At 45.1% G+C, this 16,695-nt stretch carries 17 protein-coding genes; all 17 read left to right on the plus strand.

Going from position 1 to position 16,695, the window contains the following annotated elements:
• The first annotated feature begins 109 nt into the window (after positions 1-109).
• The 17 genes from BLR64_RS02065 (at position 110) to BLR64_RS02145 (ending at position 16,673) form a co-directional block, all read left to right on the plus strand.
• The gene (locus BLR64_RS02065) at positions 110-898 is read left to right on the plus strand and encodes a sulfite exporter TauE/SafE family protein (protein WP_090711733.1); all 789 of its coding nucleotides are present in this window, start codon (positions 110-112) and stop codon (positions 896-898) included.
• Positions 899-1,028: 130 nt separating this feature from the next.
• Positions 1,029-1,298, plus strand: coding sequence for a metal-sensitive transcriptional regulator (locus BLR64_RS02070; RefSeq protein WP_090711735.1), 270 nt, complete (start codon positions 1,029-1,031; stop codon positions 1,296-1,298).
• A gap of 197 nt (positions 1,299-1,495) precedes the next feature.
• On the plus strand, positions 1,496-1,813 hold the full coding sequence (locus tag BLR64_RS02075; protein ID WP_090711737.1) for a rhodanese-like domain-containing protein: 318 nt from the start codon (positions 1,496-1,498) through the stop codon (positions 1,811-1,813).
• Positions 1,814-1,967: 154 nt separating this feature from the next.
• Positions 1,968-2,339 (plus strand): rhodanese-like domain-containing protein, encoded by a 372-nt coding sequence (locus BLR64_RS02080; RefSeq protein ID WP_090711739.1) that lies wholly within the window; start codon positions 1,968-1,970, stop codon positions 2,337-2,339.
• Positions 2,340-2,375: 36 nt separating this feature from the next.
• Positions 2,376-4,031, plus strand: coding sequence for a CoA-disulfide reductase (locus tag BLR64_RS02085; RefSeq protein ID WP_090711741.1), 1,656 nt, complete (start codon positions 2,376-2,378; stop codon positions 4,029-4,031).
• A gap of 62 nt (positions 4,032-4,093) precedes the next feature.
• The gene (locus BLR64_RS02090; protein ID WP_090711743.1) at positions 4,094-4,636 is read left to right on the plus strand and encodes a cupin domain-containing protein; all 543 of its coding nucleotides are present in this window, start codon (positions 4,094-4,096) and stop codon (positions 4,634-4,636) included.
• Between the two features lie 81 nt (positions 4,637-4,717).
• A complete protein-coding gene (locus tag BLR64_RS02095) occupies positions 4,718-4,981 on the plus strand; it encodes an FAD/FMN-containing dehydrogenase (RefSeq protein ID WP_090711744.1) in 264 nt (87 codons plus the stop codon).
• 78 nt (positions 4,982-5,059) lie between these two features.
• Positions 5,060-5,758 (plus strand): response regulator transcription factor, encoded by a 699-nt coding sequence (locus BLR64_RS02100; RefSeq protein WP_415841049.1) that lies wholly within the window; start codon positions 5,060-5,062, stop codon positions 5,756-5,758.
• Positions 5,748-7,100, plus strand: coding sequence for a sensor histidine kinase (locus BLR64_RS02105; RefSeq protein WP_090711748.1), 1,353 nt, complete (start codon positions 5,748-5,750; stop codon positions 7,098-7,100). The genes BLR64_RS02100 and BLR64_RS02105 overlap by 11 nt, the downstream gene beginning before the upstream one ends.
• A 14-nt stretch (positions 7,101-7,114) precedes the next feature.
• Positions 7,115-7,345: an SHOCT domain-containing protein gene (locus BLR64_RS02110; RefSeq protein WP_090711750.1), complete on the plus strand. Its 231-nt coding sequence runs from the start codon at positions 7,115-7,117 to the stop codon at positions 7,343-7,345.
• A gap of 270 nt (positions 7,346-7,615) precedes the next feature.
• A complete protein-coding gene (locus BLR64_RS02115) occupies positions 7,616-8,782 on the plus strand; it encodes a sensor histidine kinase (protein WP_244157586.1) in 1,167 nt (388 codons plus the stop codon).
• A gap of 524 nt (positions 8,783-9,306) precedes the next feature.
• On the plus strand, positions 9,307-9,714 hold the full coding sequence (locus BLR64_RS02120) for a hypothetical protein (protein ID WP_090711753.1): 408 nt from the start codon (positions 9,307-9,309) through the stop codon (positions 9,712-9,714).
• Positions 9,715-9,830: 116 nt separating this feature from the next.
• Positions 9,831-9,911, plus strand: a complete 81-nt coding sequence (gene kdpF, locus BLR64_RS31175) for a K(+)-transporting ATPase subunit F (RefSeq protein WP_090711755.1) — start codon at positions 9,831-9,833, stop codon at positions 9,909-9,911.
• A 29-nt stretch (positions 9,912-9,940) separates the two neighbouring features.
• Positions 9,941-11,611 (plus strand): potassium-transporting ATPase subunit KdpA, encoded by a 1,671-nt coding sequence (gene kdpA / locus BLR64_RS02130; protein ID WP_090712209.1) that lies wholly within the window; start codon positions 9,941-9,943, stop codon positions 11,609-11,611.
• A 25-nt stretch (positions 11,612-11,636) separates the two neighbouring features.
• Positions 11,637-13,664 carry a potassium-transporting ATPase subunit KdpB gene (gene kdpB, locus BLR64_RS02135; RefSeq protein ID WP_090711757.1) on the plus strand — a complete coding sequence of 676 codons (2,028 nt, stop codon included), beginning with the start codon at positions 11,637-11,639 and terminating at the stop codon, positions 13,662-13,664.
• A 15-nt stretch (positions 13,665-13,679) separates the two neighbouring features.
• Positions 13,680-14,252, plus strand: coding sequence for a potassium-transporting ATPase subunit KdpC (gene kdpC / locus BLR64_RS02140; protein WP_090711759.1), 573 nt, complete (start codon positions 13,680-13,682; stop codon positions 14,250-14,252).
• A gap of 66 nt (positions 14,253-14,318) precedes the next feature.
• A complete protein-coding gene (locus tag BLR64_RS02145) occupies positions 14,319-16,673 on the plus strand; it encodes a universal stress protein (protein WP_090711761.1) in 2,355 nt (784 codons plus the stop codon).
• The last annotated feature ends 22 nt before the right edge of the window (positions 16,674-16,695 follow it).

A 16,695-nucleotide genomic window follows, 5' to 3' on the forward strand; every position in this document is an offset into this window, starting at 1 on the left:
ATACCACCAGCATTTTTATACCTCATTTCCTATGTGGTAACTATGTTTTAATTATAACCTGACTGTTACGGATCGTATACAACAAATTCAGACCGGAAGGAGGCAGATTATGGATCCCTTTCTAATGATCATCATGATTGTGCTTGGATTGGTCGGCTCTTTCTTTTCAGGCTTACTTGGGATCGGAGGGGCAATTATTAACTACCCGCTGCTGCTCTATGTGCCATCTCTTCTCGGTGCGGCCCAATTTAATGCGCATGAGGTGTCATCGATCAGTATGTTCCAGGTTTTTTTTGCTTCATTAGCAGGAGTATTGGCTTTTCGGAAAAAGAGTACAACAGGGCCATCTTTCGTAAATAAACGGCTCGTTCTATATATGGGAACCAGCATACTCGCTGGCAGTTTGATCGGAGGTTTTGTCTCAGGACTGCTTGAAGGGGGCATCATTAACCTCATTTATGGTATTTTGGCTGTTCTAGCTGTTATTCTTATGCTCATCCCAAACAATGGAACGGAAGAGAATAGGGCTGAGCTTCAATTTAATGCCTTGATTGCAAGTATATCCGCCTTTATAGTGGGAATCGTTTCGGGCATTGTCGGCGCTGGAGGAGCTTTTATTCTGATTCCGGTCATGCTTACTCTGCTCCACATTCCAGCACGTACGACCATTGCTTCCTCACTGGCGATAGTCTTTATTTCAGCCATTGGAGGAGTGGTTGGTAAAATTACCGGAGGCGCTATTCCATTATGGCCGACACTATTTACAGTCATTGGCAGCTTGATCGGTGCACCGCTCGGTTCAAAAATAAGCGCCAAAATGAATGTAAAGGTGCTGAGATATGCTTTAATCATCCTTATTTCCTTAACCTCTGTTAAGATTTGGTCCTCTATCCTTTAAGAGGGGCTGTTAGGTGGATTGCAAAATGTCCAATCGCGAAAGTCAACTTGTTTATATAGCGTGTATATTTAATGGTTTTGCTCTATACTATACCTATACAGGTATCGCTTATACGAGGAGATGAACAGATATGGAATACAATTATCCCAATGAAATTAAAACCCGTTTGCGCAGGATCGAAGGACAGATTCGCGGAGTGCTGCGGTTAATGGATGAAGGCAAGTCCTGCAAAGAGGTCGTTTCACAGTTGTCTGCCATTCGCAATGCCTCCGACAGAGCGCTCGCTCAGATTGTGGCGGAGAATCTGCAGCAATGTATTTTAGAAGAACAAGCCAACGGTAATCCAGATACAGAAAAAATGGTCAAAGAAGCTGTGGAGTTGCTTGTTAAAAGCAGATGAGTGAGGAAAGATAAACAAACTGCTGATCATTAGCAGCAACTGTAGTTATTAGCAGTTGCTGCCATTCTTTCATGGATATGCGATGTTTACCATCGAGAAGTATTGATAATAAATCAGTGTAGCGTTATAATACCCATAGGGGTATATGTATTATAATCATGGGAATTCAGTTCTAATCATAAAAGGAGAGGAATCAAATGGCATTTAAAATCCCATTCACAATCACACCACAAGAAGTTGCTGATCAATTAGAGGAAGGCAAGTCACTTAATTTATTGGATGTCCGCGAATTAGCCGAGTGGGTAGAGGGGCATGTTGAAGGAGCCAAGCATATTCCGCTGAGTCAATTAGTTGGACGGCTTAAGGAATTAGACCTTGACCAGGAGATCATTATCATGTGCCGCAGCGGAAATCGAAGCGGTTTGGCTTGCGAGCTGCTGCATGAAAAGGGATATAAAGTAGTCAATATGACGGGGGGGTTAAATGAATGGACCAGTAAACTTGTCCGGGATTGATGAAGGAGTCTAAGCAATTTAATAATGGAAAGGACATCTGGATGACCGATGGCCTAACGCGAAAACCCTTGACGTTAGGGATGCGAATGAGTACTGGGAGGGGCATATACGGGGCTCAGGGGTTTAAAAATGAATTACAGAATGGGGAGAACAAATGAATACTGTTTTTTATTTAATACTAGGCTCCTTTGTACTCTGGATTTTATTCAAACAGTTCGCGCCACTGAAAGGCTTGCGCTCACTGACTCCAGAACAGTTTCAAAGGGAAGCCAAGGGTAACCAGGTGATCGATGTCCGGGAAGTACATGAGTATAATCGTGGACATATTAAGGGAGCAGTAAATTTTCCCCTAAGCCAACTTCAGCAGTATATAGATGATATCCCCAAAGATCGTACGGTTTTGCTGTATTGTCAGAGCGGGATGCGTAGCAAACAAGCCGCAAAGCTGTTTGTTCGAAAAGGGTATTCTAATGTAGCGGAGCTTAGGGGGGGAATTATAACCTGGAAGGGTCAGATGCAAAAATAGAGCGTTATACACAATTCAAAAAAAAGGGTGATCTTAATGAAAAAGAAAGTGTTGATTGTTGGCGGTGTTGCAGGCGGTGCTTCGGCAGCTGCCCGGCTTAGACGTTTGGACGAAGATGCAGAAATCATCATGTTTGAACGTGATGCGCACATCTCTTTTGCGAACTGTGGCCTTCCCTATTATGTTGGTGAATCGATACAAGATCGCTCTAAGCTGATGGTACAAACTCCGGAGAGCATGAAGTCCCGTTTTAACCTCGATGTTCGAATTCATAGTGAGGTAACAGAAATCCATGTGAACGAGAAAACCGTTACCGTAAATAGCAAAGATAATGGCGTATACACAGAGAGTTATGATTATTTAATCCTGTCTCCCGGTGCAAAGCCACTAAAGCCGCCAATTCCCGGTATAGATAGCAACTTGATTTTCACGCTCAGAAATATCCCCGATACGGACCGAATTAAATCTTACGTTGACCGGGAAGACATCCAAAACGCGGTTGTCATAGGCGGCGGTTATATTGGTGTGGAGATGGCCGAGAATCTTAGGCACCGGGGATTGGATGTGACCTTAGTTGAAGCGGCTCCGCATATCCTGGCACCATTCGATTCAGATATGGTTACATTTGCCGAGAAGGAGCTTCAAGACAATGGGGTACGGCTGCAGCTAGGCGACGGCGTTCAATCTTTTGAAGAGAAGGACGGGAAAATTACAGTCTCCTTGCAAAGCGGAAAGAAAGCTACTACAGATATGGTCATTCTAGCCATTGGTGTAGCACCGGATACAGGCTTCTTGAGAGACTCTGGGATCAAACTCGGAGCAAGAGGCCATATCCTGGTGAACGCCTCACTGCAAACGAATTGCGACGGTGTATATGCGGTAGGTGATGCCGTTGAAATTACGGACTTCGTTTCCGGTCAACAATCAGCAGTCCCTTTGGCAGGACCAGCCAACAAACAGGGACGAATCGTAGCGGATCACATTTGCGGACTGCAATCGACTTATAAAGGGACTCAAGGTACAGCCATCATCAAAATTTTCGGATTAACCGGAGCAAGTACGGGAAGTAACGAGCGGGTGCTAACGAAACTGAACATTCCGTATCGTACGGTATATGTTCATCCAAGCTCCCATGCATCCTATTATCCCGGTGCCAAACCTATAGCGCTAAAGCTTTTATTTAACGATGAAGGCACTATTCTTGGCGCACAAGCATTCGGGGAAAAAGGGGTTGATAAACGCATCGACGTTATTGCTACCGTTCTCCGGTTAAAGGGTACAGTTAATGATCTTGCTGAGCTTGAACTGACGTATGCGCCTCCGTTCTCTTCTGCTAAGGATCCGGTCAATATGGCAGGCTACCTGGCACAAAATGTATTAAGCGGGCAAGCCGAAGTGGTTACGCTAAGGGATGTAGAGAACATTAATCCCGATCAACAGATCCTGCTGGATGTCAGAACTAAAGCAGAATATGATCAAGGTCATATTGAAGGAGCACTGCATATTCCGGTCGATGAGCTCCGTACAAGAAGCCAGGAACTAGATCCGGACAAAGAAATTTACGCTTACTGCGCAGTTGGAATGAGGGGTTACATTGCCTCCCGGATTCTGAAACAAAAGGGGTACCGAGTGAAGAATGTGTCAGGTGGCTATCGAAGCTATTCCATGTCTAAATTCACACCTGTAATTTGAAGTACGTTTTCTTGATATGGGCATATGCTGGGATATATCAAACTCGGAGGGAATGATTTTTTATGTTTTATAACCAGCCCAGATATTATGGAGAAACTTTATGCTCAAGCCCATATCCAGTATTCTGCAATTCTTACTATGGAAATGTCTACCTCCCTTATGTTCAATCCCAAAGACCATCTTTAATAAAGCAAGAACAGCATGTTCTAAAAGATTTTGGACCAAACCCTCTTGTATTTAACATAGAAGCGGCTACAAAACAAAACAATAACTACCGTACTACACTTTGGACAGGACAATATCTGCAAATGACCCTTATGAGTATTGAGGTCGGTGGGGACATCGGTCTTGAAGTTCATCCGAATACGGATCAATTTATCCGTATTGAACAGGGGCAAGGTCTGGTGCAAATGGGAGATCGCCGTGACCAGCTGAATTTCCAGGTCACTGCCAAAGCCGATGATGCCATTCTGATTCCTGCAGGTAAGTGGCACAACCTCACTAATCTGGGGAATGTACCTCTTAAGGTGTATGTCATTTATGCTCCTCCTGAACACCCTCATGGGACTGTGCATAAGACCAAAGCAGACGCCATGCATCTTTAAAGCCTTTATCACTTCTTAACAAGTTGCAAATTCAATCTTCATAACTCTCCTTTAAAGTGTAAATATAAGGAGGAGATACAAATGAAGAAACTTTGGATTGGATTATCGGCTCTTGTACTGGTTATGGGAATTGGGGCCGCAGGCGCATACGCGTCAACAGTAAATAATGAAGGGAGCAACAGCGGCTTTTTCAAAGAGATGCTGCCTTTTGCGAAACAAATGCACCCTAGTCTGTCAGATGAGCAGTTAAAGAAGATGGTTGACCACTGCAGTGATTCAAACCGGAGCGGAATGTCAGAAAAGATGCAGGATTCTCCATTCGGCAAAGGTATGATGAACTTCTAGACCGATCATGATAAGATTAGACCTCAAACAAAATGGGGTCTGTCTCATTTTTAATTAATGAATGAAGGTGATCGATCAGTGAAAATTCTAGTGGTAGACGACGAAGAACATATCCTGCAGGTGATCAAGGCTTACCTGATTAAAAATCATTACATTGTGTTTGAAGCTAATACAGGAAGAGGGGCACTTCATCTATTTGAAACTTTACATCCCGATCTGATCATACTCGATTTGATGCTTCCGGATATGAACGGAGAGGAAATATGTAGAAGGATACGCAAATCGTCAAACGTTCCTATCTTGATGCTGACTGCAAAAAGCAGCGAGGACGATATGGTGAATGGTCTGATGATCGGAGCTGACGATTACATAACCAAACCTTTCAGTCCAAGAGAGCTGCTCGCCCGTGTCATTAGTTTATTAAGACGAACAAATCAGCCCGAACTAGGCAATACCTCCAAGCTGTTATTTGCTCAGGGCCGTTTAACGATAGATTTGGAACAGTACGAAGTAAGAGTTCAAGAGGAGCCGATTGCCCTTACCCCCATGGAGTTTAAACTGCTTGAAGTTTTGGCGAAGCATCCGAAAAGAGTATTCTCCCGTCTTGAACTGGTAAATCTAACTCAAGGTGATACCTATGAGGGATTTGAGCGGACCATCGACGTCCATATTAAGAACATTAGACAAAAAATCGGAGATGCCCCTAAACATCCCGTATTTGTCGGCACCGTTTTTGGAGTAGGCTACAAATTTTTGGTGAGCCCGGATGAGATATAAAAGCGGGATACGCAATAAGCTTCTCGTATCGCATGTCGGCGTTGCACTTGCCGCGCTGCTGTCCATCGTCCTTCTTGTCAATCTGGTGATGAATTTCTCGTTTAATCTGTATCGGGAGAAGCAGCAGAAGGCGGAAGTCCAGCAAATAGTTGATGAGCTTGTAGCCGCTTTTGATGAATCCTATTCCGGGTGGGAATCCGGCGTTTGGATGCTCGTTTCCCACCAAGCGATCGTTGGAGGTTATATCGTTCGCGTGTATGATAAGGGTCATCGTCTGCTTTGGGATACGAGTCGGATGGGGATGCACGGACAAATGAATACCGATACTACGCTTCCTGCCATCCTGACAAATATAGAAAGAGACAATCAGCTGCTGGGAACATTGGAATATCAACCGATAAATGAATCCTCCCAAAGCCTGAGTCAGCAGTTCCTTCGCATGTTTAACACGCTGCTAGGTGCAGCACTGGTAATCGTAATGATCGGTACGTACTTATTCAGCCGGTATACGGCAAAGAGTCTCAGTCAGCCACTATTACGGATTAAGCATGCCGCTACACGGATGAGAGAGGGAGATCTCAGCGCCCGTGTAGAAGTTACAGTTCCTGGTACGGAAATTGAAGAGGTCGGGCAGGCACTTAATCATTTGGCCGAAGGACTGGAGAAACAGGACAATTTAAGAAAAGTCCTGACTGCCGACGTGGCACATGAGCTTCGTACGCCACTCACGACAATTCAAAGCCATTTGGAGGCCTTTCAGGATGGCATCTGGGAACCCACACCGGACAAGCTGGAGGTGTGTCATGACCAGGTACTGCGTTTGGTTCATTTGATTCATGATTTGGAAAACTTGGCGGCTGTCGAGAACCCGATGGTTCAGTTGAAGAAGGAAATGATCTCTCTAAGTGATATTGTCCGGCAATCGTTAAATACGGTATCCGGTCAATATGTTCATAACGATCTTGAAGTAGATTTGATTAACGTTAATGAAGTGTGGATCACCGGAGACCGGTCGAGATTGGCTCAAGTCTTCGACAATCTGCTTAGCAATGCCTTTAAATACACTCCCTCGGGTAATATTCATATAGAGATAACAAAGAATCAGTTGGAAGGGCTTGTTACCATTTCCGATACCGGTCTGGGGATTGCTGAAACCGAGCTCCCTTATATATTTGAACGCTTTTACCGTGGGGACAAATCGAGAAACCGGAAGACTGGCGGAGCCGGCATCGGCCTTGCGGTTGTAAATGCGATAATTAAAGCCCATGCCGGCACCATTGAAGTGCATAGCAAGCTCGATATAGGGACGACCGTTCTAGTTCGTCTGCCAATAATACGATGAGAGGATAATTTCATATGATGATGGGTTATGGATTTGGCTTCGGTATGTTTGGATTAATCATAAACTTCCTGCTGATCGTGGGCGTGATTTATTTGGTAATCAAATGGGTGCGGGGAGATGGGTATATGAATACCCGGTATAACGATAATAATCCGGAGCGGATATTAGATGAGCGGTTTGCAAGAGGTGAGATCAGCGAGGAAGAATATTACCGAATGAAGAGTATCCTGCGTGACCGTAATTAAAGAAATGAAGAGGATAAACAAACTTAGGAGCTTTCCATATGTGAAGGCTGTCTTATCATATTAAGAGGTACTGAGACATCAGCCGGTGAAGCCGACAGAAATGGCTGTTTTTTTGAATTATTGAAGGGTTCGCATTATGGCCGGACAGATTTCTTTGTTTAGCTGTTTTTTTGATTGTGTTTATACTTGAACTCTTAAATAGCGGACAGAAAACCGGATGTTATCCTGCTGGATTACCGCACAGAGGTATTACTGGAAACAAGCCGGAAAGTGCAGCAAGCGAAGAATGCTAAAGAAATTATTGATGCAGTAGCACATCAACTAGTCAAACTTCTGGATAAATCGGTTATCTTTTACCCGGCTGAAGTTGACAAGCTGGCAGAACCTCAATGGTTCCCTAAACAGGAATCGGATTCAGTTCCAGTAATGTACACAGGTAGTAATGAGGGAGCTGTTGCTGACTGGGTCTTCAAAAATAACAAGCAGGCAGGGGCAACAACAGATACTTTTTTTGGAGCGAGCTGTTTGTATCATGCTGTGCGTGTAGACGATGTTGTTTTTGGAGTGGCTTCAATTGTAATGGAAAATGAAGAGCCTCTTGAGGTTTTTGAGAAAAGCCTAATGATAGCTATGCTTGGAGAATGCGCATTGGCGCTTGAAAAAGAAAGACTAAATGAAAAACAAAAAACGATTTCCATGCAGATTCAACAGGAGCAGTTAAGGGCAAACTTGCTCAGGTCCATCTCTCACGATCTAAGGACACCTTTGACAAGTATCTCAGGCAATGCAGGCATACTTCTTGCTAATTCCGGGGTGTTGAACGAAGAGTTGAGACGAGGGCTATATTCAGACATCTATGACGATTCGATCTGGCTGATTAATCTGGTGGAAAATCTACTGTCCATCAGCAGGATTGAAAATGATACACTGAACCTGAATTTTCAGGCAGAAATGATTGAGGAGGTTATTTCGGAAGCGCTGCTCCATGTTAACCGCAACAGAGATAACCACATTGTTAAAGCAATAGTCAAAGATGAACTGTTAATGGCCAGAATGGATTCACGCCTTATTGTGCAGGTTATCATTGATCTGGTGGATAATGCGATTAAGTATACCGGCACGGGCTCACATATTACCATTACTGCAGGTAAAGAAAATCAGCAGATTCGAGTTGAGGTTGCTGATGATGGTTCAGGTATCCCGGATGATGATAAAGAAAGGCTGTTTGACATGTTTTACACGGCAAATAACGTTAGCGGAGACGGCCGCCGCGGACTAGGATTGGGGCTTTCCCTTTGTCAATCTATTGTTCATGCCCATGGTGGCATAATCGGGGTCAAGGATAATGCTCCGAAAGGAACTATTTTTTATTTCACCTTGCATATTGAGGAGGCCAATATGCATGAATATCCCTCTTATTCTGCTAGCGGAGGATGACAAGCCCATCCGCAAACTGATAACGACCACATTGCAGACACAAGGGTATCTATATCATACAATGATGCCATAACTTTATTCTGAATGAGATCTGGGGCAGCCTTACCTATGACGTTCCGGCTATGAGTGTATTTATTCCTATCAGCCACGCTCCTTTAGAGCGTGGCTTTTTTATGCAGTATCCAGATTAATTCTTAAGTAAATCTTAACACGATCTAGTAAACCCTAATCCTAAATCAACGCTGAAAATGATACTCTGAAACAGTGATGAAAACAAGCATTTTTATTTACGTCAGCTGCTTTAGAAAGAGAGGAAGTTGCATGAAAATTGGTGGATTTTCTGATTTCGGCAGATTTGTTATCAGTTGTTCTGACAGTTCTATGCTTCTAGTGAAGGAGGGTACGGGGCCCTTATCAGAGCTGTAAACCATGTGTTAGGAACACGGATTTATAACTCAGAGAGCTATACAGAATCTTAATGTGTAACGGATACCTGCAGGTAAATTCGGAAAGAAGGAAAGGTTATGTATCTCGGTCATGGCGGGATTTTAATATTTTCACCTAATGTTGCAGGTGACGAATTTATTCTAGCTTTGAGTAAAAGAAAAGAATTCTCAGTCTTGGCATGCAGTTCTGTTCAGAAGCAGCATTATCTAGAATTGGGAGTAAAAAGCATTATAGATGTTGATATCACAGAAAATTACAGTATTCATTTAGCAGAAAAAGCGTTCAGCAAAGTATACATTTTTGAGGAAGAACTGGGTTTATGCTGTGGCGTGATTGAATACACACGGAAATGGACAAACGGGATCCTGTTTGTAATTACAAGAAAGCATTATCCGCAAATGATTTATAAGGCGCTCGGTGCTGATTTTGTAATCCGGACCAAGAGCGGGAATGTATTCTTTCTTATTGAAAAGGAAAATATCTAAGGGGGCTTTCACATGATGGATATTTATATGATTGGAGCATTAGTAATCCTTACTTTGCTAATGCTTGGGCTAGGCCAGTGGGCTACAGGAACAATCGATAAAGGGAGTGATCAGGGATGATTTGGGTGCTTGCATTCATTGTTGCAGCTCTTTTCGTGTACTTAACCTATGCACTAATTAATCCGGAAAAATTTTAGGAATGATTTCAGGAGGGACTCAAGTGACCATGATTTCTTTAACCGCAATTGCAATAACTTTACTACTCTCCTTACTGCTTGCCCGCCCTACAGGTTTATATATGGCTCAGGCATTCAATTATGAGAAATCAGTGCTAGACCGCTGGTTTGGCTGGCTGGAGAAACCGATTTATGCAATCGGGGGGATACAAAAGGACAATCAAACCTGGAAGCAATATGCGTTGGCGGTGGTGCTCAGTAACTCAGTAATGATCTTACTGGTCTATCTGATTTTCAGATTTCAGGGTGTACTACCGCTCAATCCAAGCGGGATTGCTTCCATGGAGCCAACGCTGGCGTTTAACACTGCAATAAGCTTTATGACAAATACAAACCTGCAGCATTATAGCGGGGAAAGCGGACTATCGTATTTATCGCAGATGATAGGTATCGTTTTCATGATGTTCACAGCACCTGCATCAGCCCTCGCCGTTTTAATTGCCTTCATTCGTGGCCTGGCTGGGAAACCGCTTGGTAATTTCTTCGTCGATCTGATCCGTTGTATCACCCGTATTCTGCTGCCGATAGCCTTCGTTCTGGCATTAGTATTTGTTGCACTAGGCGTACCACAAACACTGGAGCCTACAGCTGCAGCAACCACACTGGAAGGTGTTACACAAGAAATTGCACGCGGACCGGTTGCTTCATTCCTGTCGATTAAGGAGCTGGGGAACAACGGGGGAGGATTCTTCGGTGTTAACTCAGCTCATCCGTTTGAAAATCCAGGCGGCATCAGCAACCTGCTGCAAATATTACTAATGCTCCTTCTTTGTACGTCTTTACCCTTCACATACGGGAAAATGGTCGGTAATAAAAAGCAGGGACGGGTACTATTCGTATCCATGGCTATGATGTTTATCGTTTTTCTGGGGATAACACTAGCTTCTGAAAATGCCGGCAATCCGGTAGTGAATGCGCTCGGTATTCAGCATGATCAAGGCTCTATGGAAGGCAAGGAAGCCCGATTCGGTGTGGCCCAATCCGCATTATATGCGGTCGTTACCACAGCTTCTGAGACCGGAGCAGTCAATACGATGCATGACACATTAACACCGATCGGCGGGCTGATTACCATCGGCAACATGATGTTGAACACGGTCTTCGGCGGTGTCGGTGCTGGTTTTATCAATGTATTGATGTATGCCATGATTGCTGTGTTCCTGTCCGGCCTCATGGTAGGACGGACACCGGAGTTTCTCGGCAAAAAAATTGAAGGCAAGGAGATGAAGCTGATTGCGGTTACTCTGATTATCAATCCGCTGCTGATTCTGCTGCCGACTGCACTTGCAGTGATGACTCAGTCCGATACGATCTCAAACCCTGGTTTTCACGGGCTTACACAGGCTTTATATGAATTCACTTCCTCAGCCGCCAATAACGGTTCCGGATTCGAGGGGCTTGGCGATGCAACGCCGTTCTGGAATATTACAACGGGGATTGTAATGTTCATTGGCCGGTATTTCTCAGTGATCACCATGCTGGCGGTAGCCGGTTCACTTGCTGTTAAGAAACCAGTGCCGGAAACATCGGGAACATTCCGTACGGATAATGCTTTGTTCGGTACTGTCTTCCTGGGAGCAGTACTGATTGTCGGGGCTTTGACATTCTTCCCGGCACTTGCCCTGGGTCCGATTGCTGAATTCTTGACACTGAAACCATAGATGGCTACGGATGGAGGAAAATGAAATGAGTTCAAAGAAAAGCGCATTAACCAGTGAAATCATCACACAGGCTACCAAACAATCCTTTATCAAGCTAGATCCGCGGATTATGGTACGCAATCCGATCATGTTTGTGGTAGAGATCGGTTTTATCATTACCTTATTTCTAGTTTTTGTACCGGATGCATTTGGCGGTGCAGTATCGACAGGCTTTAATCTCGCAGTAGCGTTTATCCTGCTGTTTACTGTGCTTTTTGCCAACTTTGCTGAAGCTCTGGCCGAAGGCCGGGGCAAGGCTCAAGCAGACTCGCTGAAAAAGTCCAAGAAAGAAATTACAGCCAACAAGCTCAGCGGAACAACGGTTAAACAAATTCCTTCCACCGATTTGCGTAAGGGAGATCTTGTTATTGTCAGCCAGGGAGAAATGATTCCGGGTGACGGAGAAGTGATTGAAGGCCTAGCATCGGTTGACGAATCAGCCATCACAGGAGAATCTGCACCTGTCATTAAAGAAGCCGGAGGCGATTTCAGCTCTGTAACCGGAGGAACAAAGGTAATCAGTGACCGGATTAAGGTTCGTATTACCAGTGATCCGGGTGAGTCCTTTCTTGACCGGATGATTTCGTTGGTTGAAGGAGCCAAACGACAGAAAACGCCTAATGAAATTGCTCTAAATACCGTGCTGGTAAGTTTAACCATTATCTTTCTGATTGTCGTTATTGCCCTGCCGTTCTTTGCCGAGTATCTGGATATAACCTTGGAGGTACCTGTTCTGATCGCACTGCTGGTTTGCTTAATCCCGACCACAATTGGAGGCTTGTTATCGGCCATCGGGATTGCGGGGATGGACCGGGTAACGCAGTTTAATGTACTGGCAATGTCGGGAAAAGCGGTTGAAGCATCCGGAGATATCAATACGATTATTCTGGACAAGACAGGAACAATTACTTACGGGAACCGTATGGCTAGCGAATTCATACCGGTAGGCAAACACTCAAAACAGGATGTGGCAGCCTGGGCGGCGTTAAGCTCCGTTCAGGATGAAACGCCGGAAGGACGTTCTGTCCTGGAACTTCTTAATCAGCAGAGCATCACCTATGATAAAGCTATTATTGATGGTTCCGACTTTGTTGAATTCAAAGCAGAAACTCGGATGAGCGGCATGGATTTGCCGGACGGACGACAGATCCGTAAAGGCGCAGTAGATGCCGTGAAGCAATGGGTTTCCGGGCAAGGCGGATTCATTCCTGACGATTTGCAGGCAAACAGCAATGCTATTGCTTCGGCCGGTGGAACACCGCTTGCTGTAGCTGTTGATCAGACCATATATGGCTTGATTTATCTGAAGGATACGGTAAAGCCTGGCATGCGCGAGCGTTTTGAGCAAATGCGGAAAATGGGGATTAAGACCATTATGTGTACCGGAGATAACCCGCTTACCGCTGCGACCATTGCTGCTGAGGCGGGTGTAGATGATTTTATTGCAGAGAGCAAGCCTGAAGACAAAATAGCGGTTATTCGCCGTGAACAGGCGGAAGGCAAGCTGGTTGCGATGACAGGAGATGGTACAAATGATGCTCCTGCTCTTGCTCAAGCGGATGTAGGTATTGCGATGAACAGCGGAACCGTCGCCGCTAAAGAAGCTGCGAATATGGTCGACCTTGATTCTGACCCATCTAAAATTATTGAAGTTGTCTCCATTGGCAAACAATTGCTAATGACCCGCGGAGCCTTGACCACCTTCAGTATCGCGAATGACATCGCTAAATATTTTGCGATTATTCCGGCCATGTTCATGGTAGCCATCCCAGAAATGGAAGTACTGAATGTGATGAGGCTGCATTCACCGTTATCAGCCATTCTCTCTGCGCTGATCTTCAATGCCGTCATTATCCCGCTGCTCATTCCGCTGGCCATGAAGGGTGTAAAATATAAGCCGATGAGCTCTTCCCAGCTGCTAAGCCGTAATCTGATTGTTTACGGGTTAGGCGGTGTAATTGTACCGTTTGTCGGAATTAAGCTGATAGACTTGATTGTTCAATTCTGGGTGTAGAAGGGTGAATACGAAATGAAAACAATAGCTGTTACCTTAAGAGCAAGTGTCGTCCTGATGGTCATCATTTTGGCATATCAGTTGGCTGTGACAGGGATCGCACAAGCCGTTGCTCCCGAGAAAGCAAACGGAAGTCTGATATACAATAATCGGAATGAAATTATCGGCTCCGAGCTGATCGGTCAGAATTTCACTTCCCCCGGTTATTTTCACAGCCGGGTATCAAGCATTGACTATAACGGAGCATCCTCGGGTACACCGAACTATGCTCCCTCCAATCCGGATATGCTTGATCGCACACAAGCTTCAGTGGTAGCTTGGCAGTCCGAGAATCCGGATGTGCCTGTATCAGAACTGCCGGTTGACCTGATTACCAATTCCGGCTCAGGATTAGATCCTCATATCAGTATAAGAGCTGCCGAGGTTCAAATTCCGCGCGTCAGCACCAGTACAGGGATATCGGCGGATCAGCTGCAGCAGCTTGTCGATAAACATACTAAAGATAGAGAGCTGGGTGTTTTCGGCGAACCGACCGTTAACGTTCTGCTGCTAAATATAGATGTACAAAAGCTAGTAAGCGGACAATAACATATGAACGGAAAAAACCTGCAGGATGACTGCCGGTTATCCGTGTATTTCAGGAGGAAGGGCTAAATGGATCATTTCAAGCGAAAAAGTCCTGAGGAGATTTTGCTCTCCATATCCAAGCTGCATCGCGGCAGATTAAAAATTTTTATCGGAGCAGTAAGCGGTTCAGGAAAGACCTATCATATGCTCCGGGAGGGCAGTTCACTTCAACAACAGGGAATTGATGTGGTGATATGTGCGGTTTCAACCCTCCAGCGGCCGGAAACGATTGAACAGCTGGGGGAATTGGAGCGTATACCAAGTATTCATTGGACAGACAGGGGAGTAGAAAAAAAGGATTTGAATATTGAGATATTAATGGAGAGAAATCCTGAGGTTGTCCTTGTAGACGGTCTTGCACACCGGAACCGGCCCGGAGCAAAGTATAAGACGAGACTGGAAGATATACATTGCTTGCTTAGCCTTGGAATTAGCGTGATGACTACGGTCAATGTGTATGAGCTGGAAGGGGTTAGGGAGCTTGCGCAGAAGTACATGGGCATTGAAGTAGAGGAAACGGTAGAAGTAAATGCGCTGGAGCTTGCCGACGAAATCCGCTTGATCGATGTTACTCCAGAAACCTTACTGCAGCGCTTCTCTGAAGGTCATGTGCGGAACAGCACAACAGCGGGCTTATTCAAACGAGGCAACCTTGGTGTTTTGCGTGAACTGGCATTGAGGCTTGTCGCCGAGGGGGTTAATGACTCGCTGGAGAAGCATCGTGAAGAGATGGGGATGCTTGGACCTTCCGGTGCTGCAGAGCGCATACTGGTCTCTACCCAATACCATTGGAACGGCTCTATATACGTACGTCGCGGACAACAGGTGGCCAAAAGATTAAATGGTGAGCTTATTGTTGTAACCTTTGTAAATAAAAAGCGGCCGCTCAGTAAGGAGCAGACTGCCTTTAAGCAATCACTGGTCAAGCTTGCAGTTAAGGTAGGGGCTGAATTTGAAGAGCTGTCTTTCCATTCCCGCAGACGACTGCCAGATCGGCTTGTCCGGTATGCGCTTGAGCATAACGTTACCAGAATTATGCTAGGTCATTCCAGGCAGTCACGCTGGCAGGAATTCTGGCAAGGATCCATCGTTAACGAGCTTATCAAAAAATCCAGAAATATGGATATCTTTATAGTTGCTGATCGTGCCGAACATCAAGGTGAACGGATCATGCCGGCAAAAATGGCCGCCACGCCAACAAATCCGCTTTATCACCGACTAGATCCTCAGGAGGTAGATGAGAAAATTGGCCGAATCAGACGGGGGAGGTTTAAGGTTCTGATTGGTGCAGCGCCCGGAGTAGGTAAAACCTATACGATGCTAAGAGAGGGCAATCATTTGCTAAAGAAAGGAATTGATGTTGTAGTCGGTCTGCTTGAAACGCATGGCCGGAAGGAAACCGGACAGCAGATTGCTGAATTACCGCTTATTAACAGGGAAAAAATCAAATATGCAGGTACAGTGCTTGAAGAAATGGACACAAAAGCCATTATCGAAAGAAATCCCGAGCTCGTTCTCGTCGACGAATTGGCTCATACCAATGTCCCTGGAAGCAAATTTAAGAAAAGATATGAGGATATCGTGGAGATTCTGAATGCCGGTATATCCGTTATTACAACGGTCAATGTTCAGCATCTGGAGAGCTTAAATGACGCCGTGGAACAAATAACCGGAGTGCGCGTCCGAGAAACGGTGCCAGATTCCATACTGAGACTTGCTGATGAGGTGGAGCTGATTGATGTAGCCCCTCAGGCGTTACAGGTACGGATGCGCGAAGGGAAGATATACGCTGCTGAAAAAATAGATCAGGCGCTGGGTAACTTTTTTAAAATTGGTAATCTGATTGCCTTAAGGGAGCTGGCACTCAGGGAAATTGCGGATGATGTAGATGAGCGTCTTGAAGCATGGGAGCGTAAGAGCTCCTTGCGTGGCCCGTGGAATAAACAAGAGGTCATCTTTGTATGTGTCAAGCTTAGCCCTAATGCAGAGCGGTTAATCCGCAGAGGGTTCAGAACGGCCTTTCGTCTAAAGGCAAAATGGATTGTCAGTTATGTGCAATCCTCCAAGGCCTTGTCTGAAGAGGAGCTAAAGAAAAAACACAATATTGAAAGTCTGGTTATACGTCTCGGAGGACACTTTGAAGTCATATTGAAGCAACAATCCGCAGTGCTGGCTGACGTTATACTTACCAAGGCCAATGAATATCATGCTACTCAGCTTATTATGGGGCAGTGTGACCGTCCCTGGTGGGAGCGTTTCCGGGAAGGTACAGTTATTCAAAAGCTGCTGCGTACGGCAAGGCATATGGATATTCTGATTGTCGCTAATTACGATCCTCATATAAAGAGAGAAGTCTTAGCAGAAAGTATGATGGATGAATGATTAAGCAAGTATGAGGTTACGA

Source organism: Paenibacillus typhae (assembly GCF_900099765.1).
Lineage (GTDB): Bacteria > Bacillota > Bacilli > Paenibacillales > Paenibacillaceae > Paenibacillus_AQ > Paenibacillus_AQ typhae.

Bases quoted from the DNA above. Each gene is read 5' to 3' on its own strand.
- BLR64_RS02065 (WP_090711733.1), top strand. From the start codon at position 110: ATGGATCCCTTTCTAATGATCATCATGATTGTGCTTGGATTGGTCGGC.
- BLR64_RS02070 (WP_090711735.1), top strand. From the start codon at position 1,029: ATGGAATACAATTATCCCAATGAAATTAAAACCCGTTTGCGCAGGATC.
- BLR64_RS02075 (WP_090711737.1), top strand. From the start codon at position 1,496: ATGGCATTTAAAATCCCATTCACAATCACACCACAAGAAGTTGCTGAT.
- BLR64_RS02080 (WP_090711739.1), top strand. From the start codon at position 1,968: ATGAATACTGTTTTTTATTTAATACTAGGCTCCTTTGTACTCTGGATT.
- BLR64_RS02085 (WP_090711741.1), top strand. From the start codon at position 2,376: ATGAAAAAGAAAGTGTTGATTGTTGGCGGTGTTGCAGGCGGTGCTTCG.
- BLR64_RS02090 (WP_090711743.1), top strand. From the start codon at position 4,094: ATGTTTTATAACCAGCCCAGATATTATGGAGAAACTTTATGCTCAAGC.
- BLR64_RS02095 (WP_090711744.1), top strand. From the start codon at position 4,718: ATGAAGAAACTTTGGATTGGATTATCGGCTCTTGTACTGGTTATGGGA.
- BLR64_RS02105 (WP_090711748.1), top strand. From the start codon at position 5,748: ATGAGATATAAAAGCGGGATACGCAATAAGCTTCTCGTATCGCATGTC.
- BLR64_RS02110 (WP_090711750.1), top strand. From the start codon at position 7,115: ATGATGATGGGTTATGGATTTGGCTTCGGTATGTTTGGATTAATCATA.
- BLR64_RS02120 (WP_090711753.1), top strand. From the start codon at position 9,307: ATGTATCTCGGTCATGGCGGGATTTTAATATTTTCACCTAATGTTGCA.
- kdpF (WP_090711755.1), top strand. From the start codon at position 9,831: ATGATTTGGGTGCTTGCATTCATTGTTGCAGCTCTTTTCGTGTACTTA.
- kdpA (WP_090712209.1), top strand. From the start codon at position 9,941: ATGATTTCTTTAACCGCAATTGCAATAACTTTACTACTCTCCTTACTG.
- kdpB (WP_090711757.1), top strand. From the start codon at position 11,637: ATGAGTTCAAAGAAAAGCGCATTAACCAGTGAAATCATCACACAGGCT.
- kdpC (WP_090711759.1), top strand. From the start codon at position 13,680: ATGAAAACAATAGCTGTTACCTTAAGAGCAAGTGTCGTCCTGATGGTC.
- BLR64_RS02145 (WP_090711761.1), top strand. From the start codon at position 14,319: ATGGATCATTTCAAGCGAAAAAGTCCTGAGGAGATTTTGCTCTCCATA.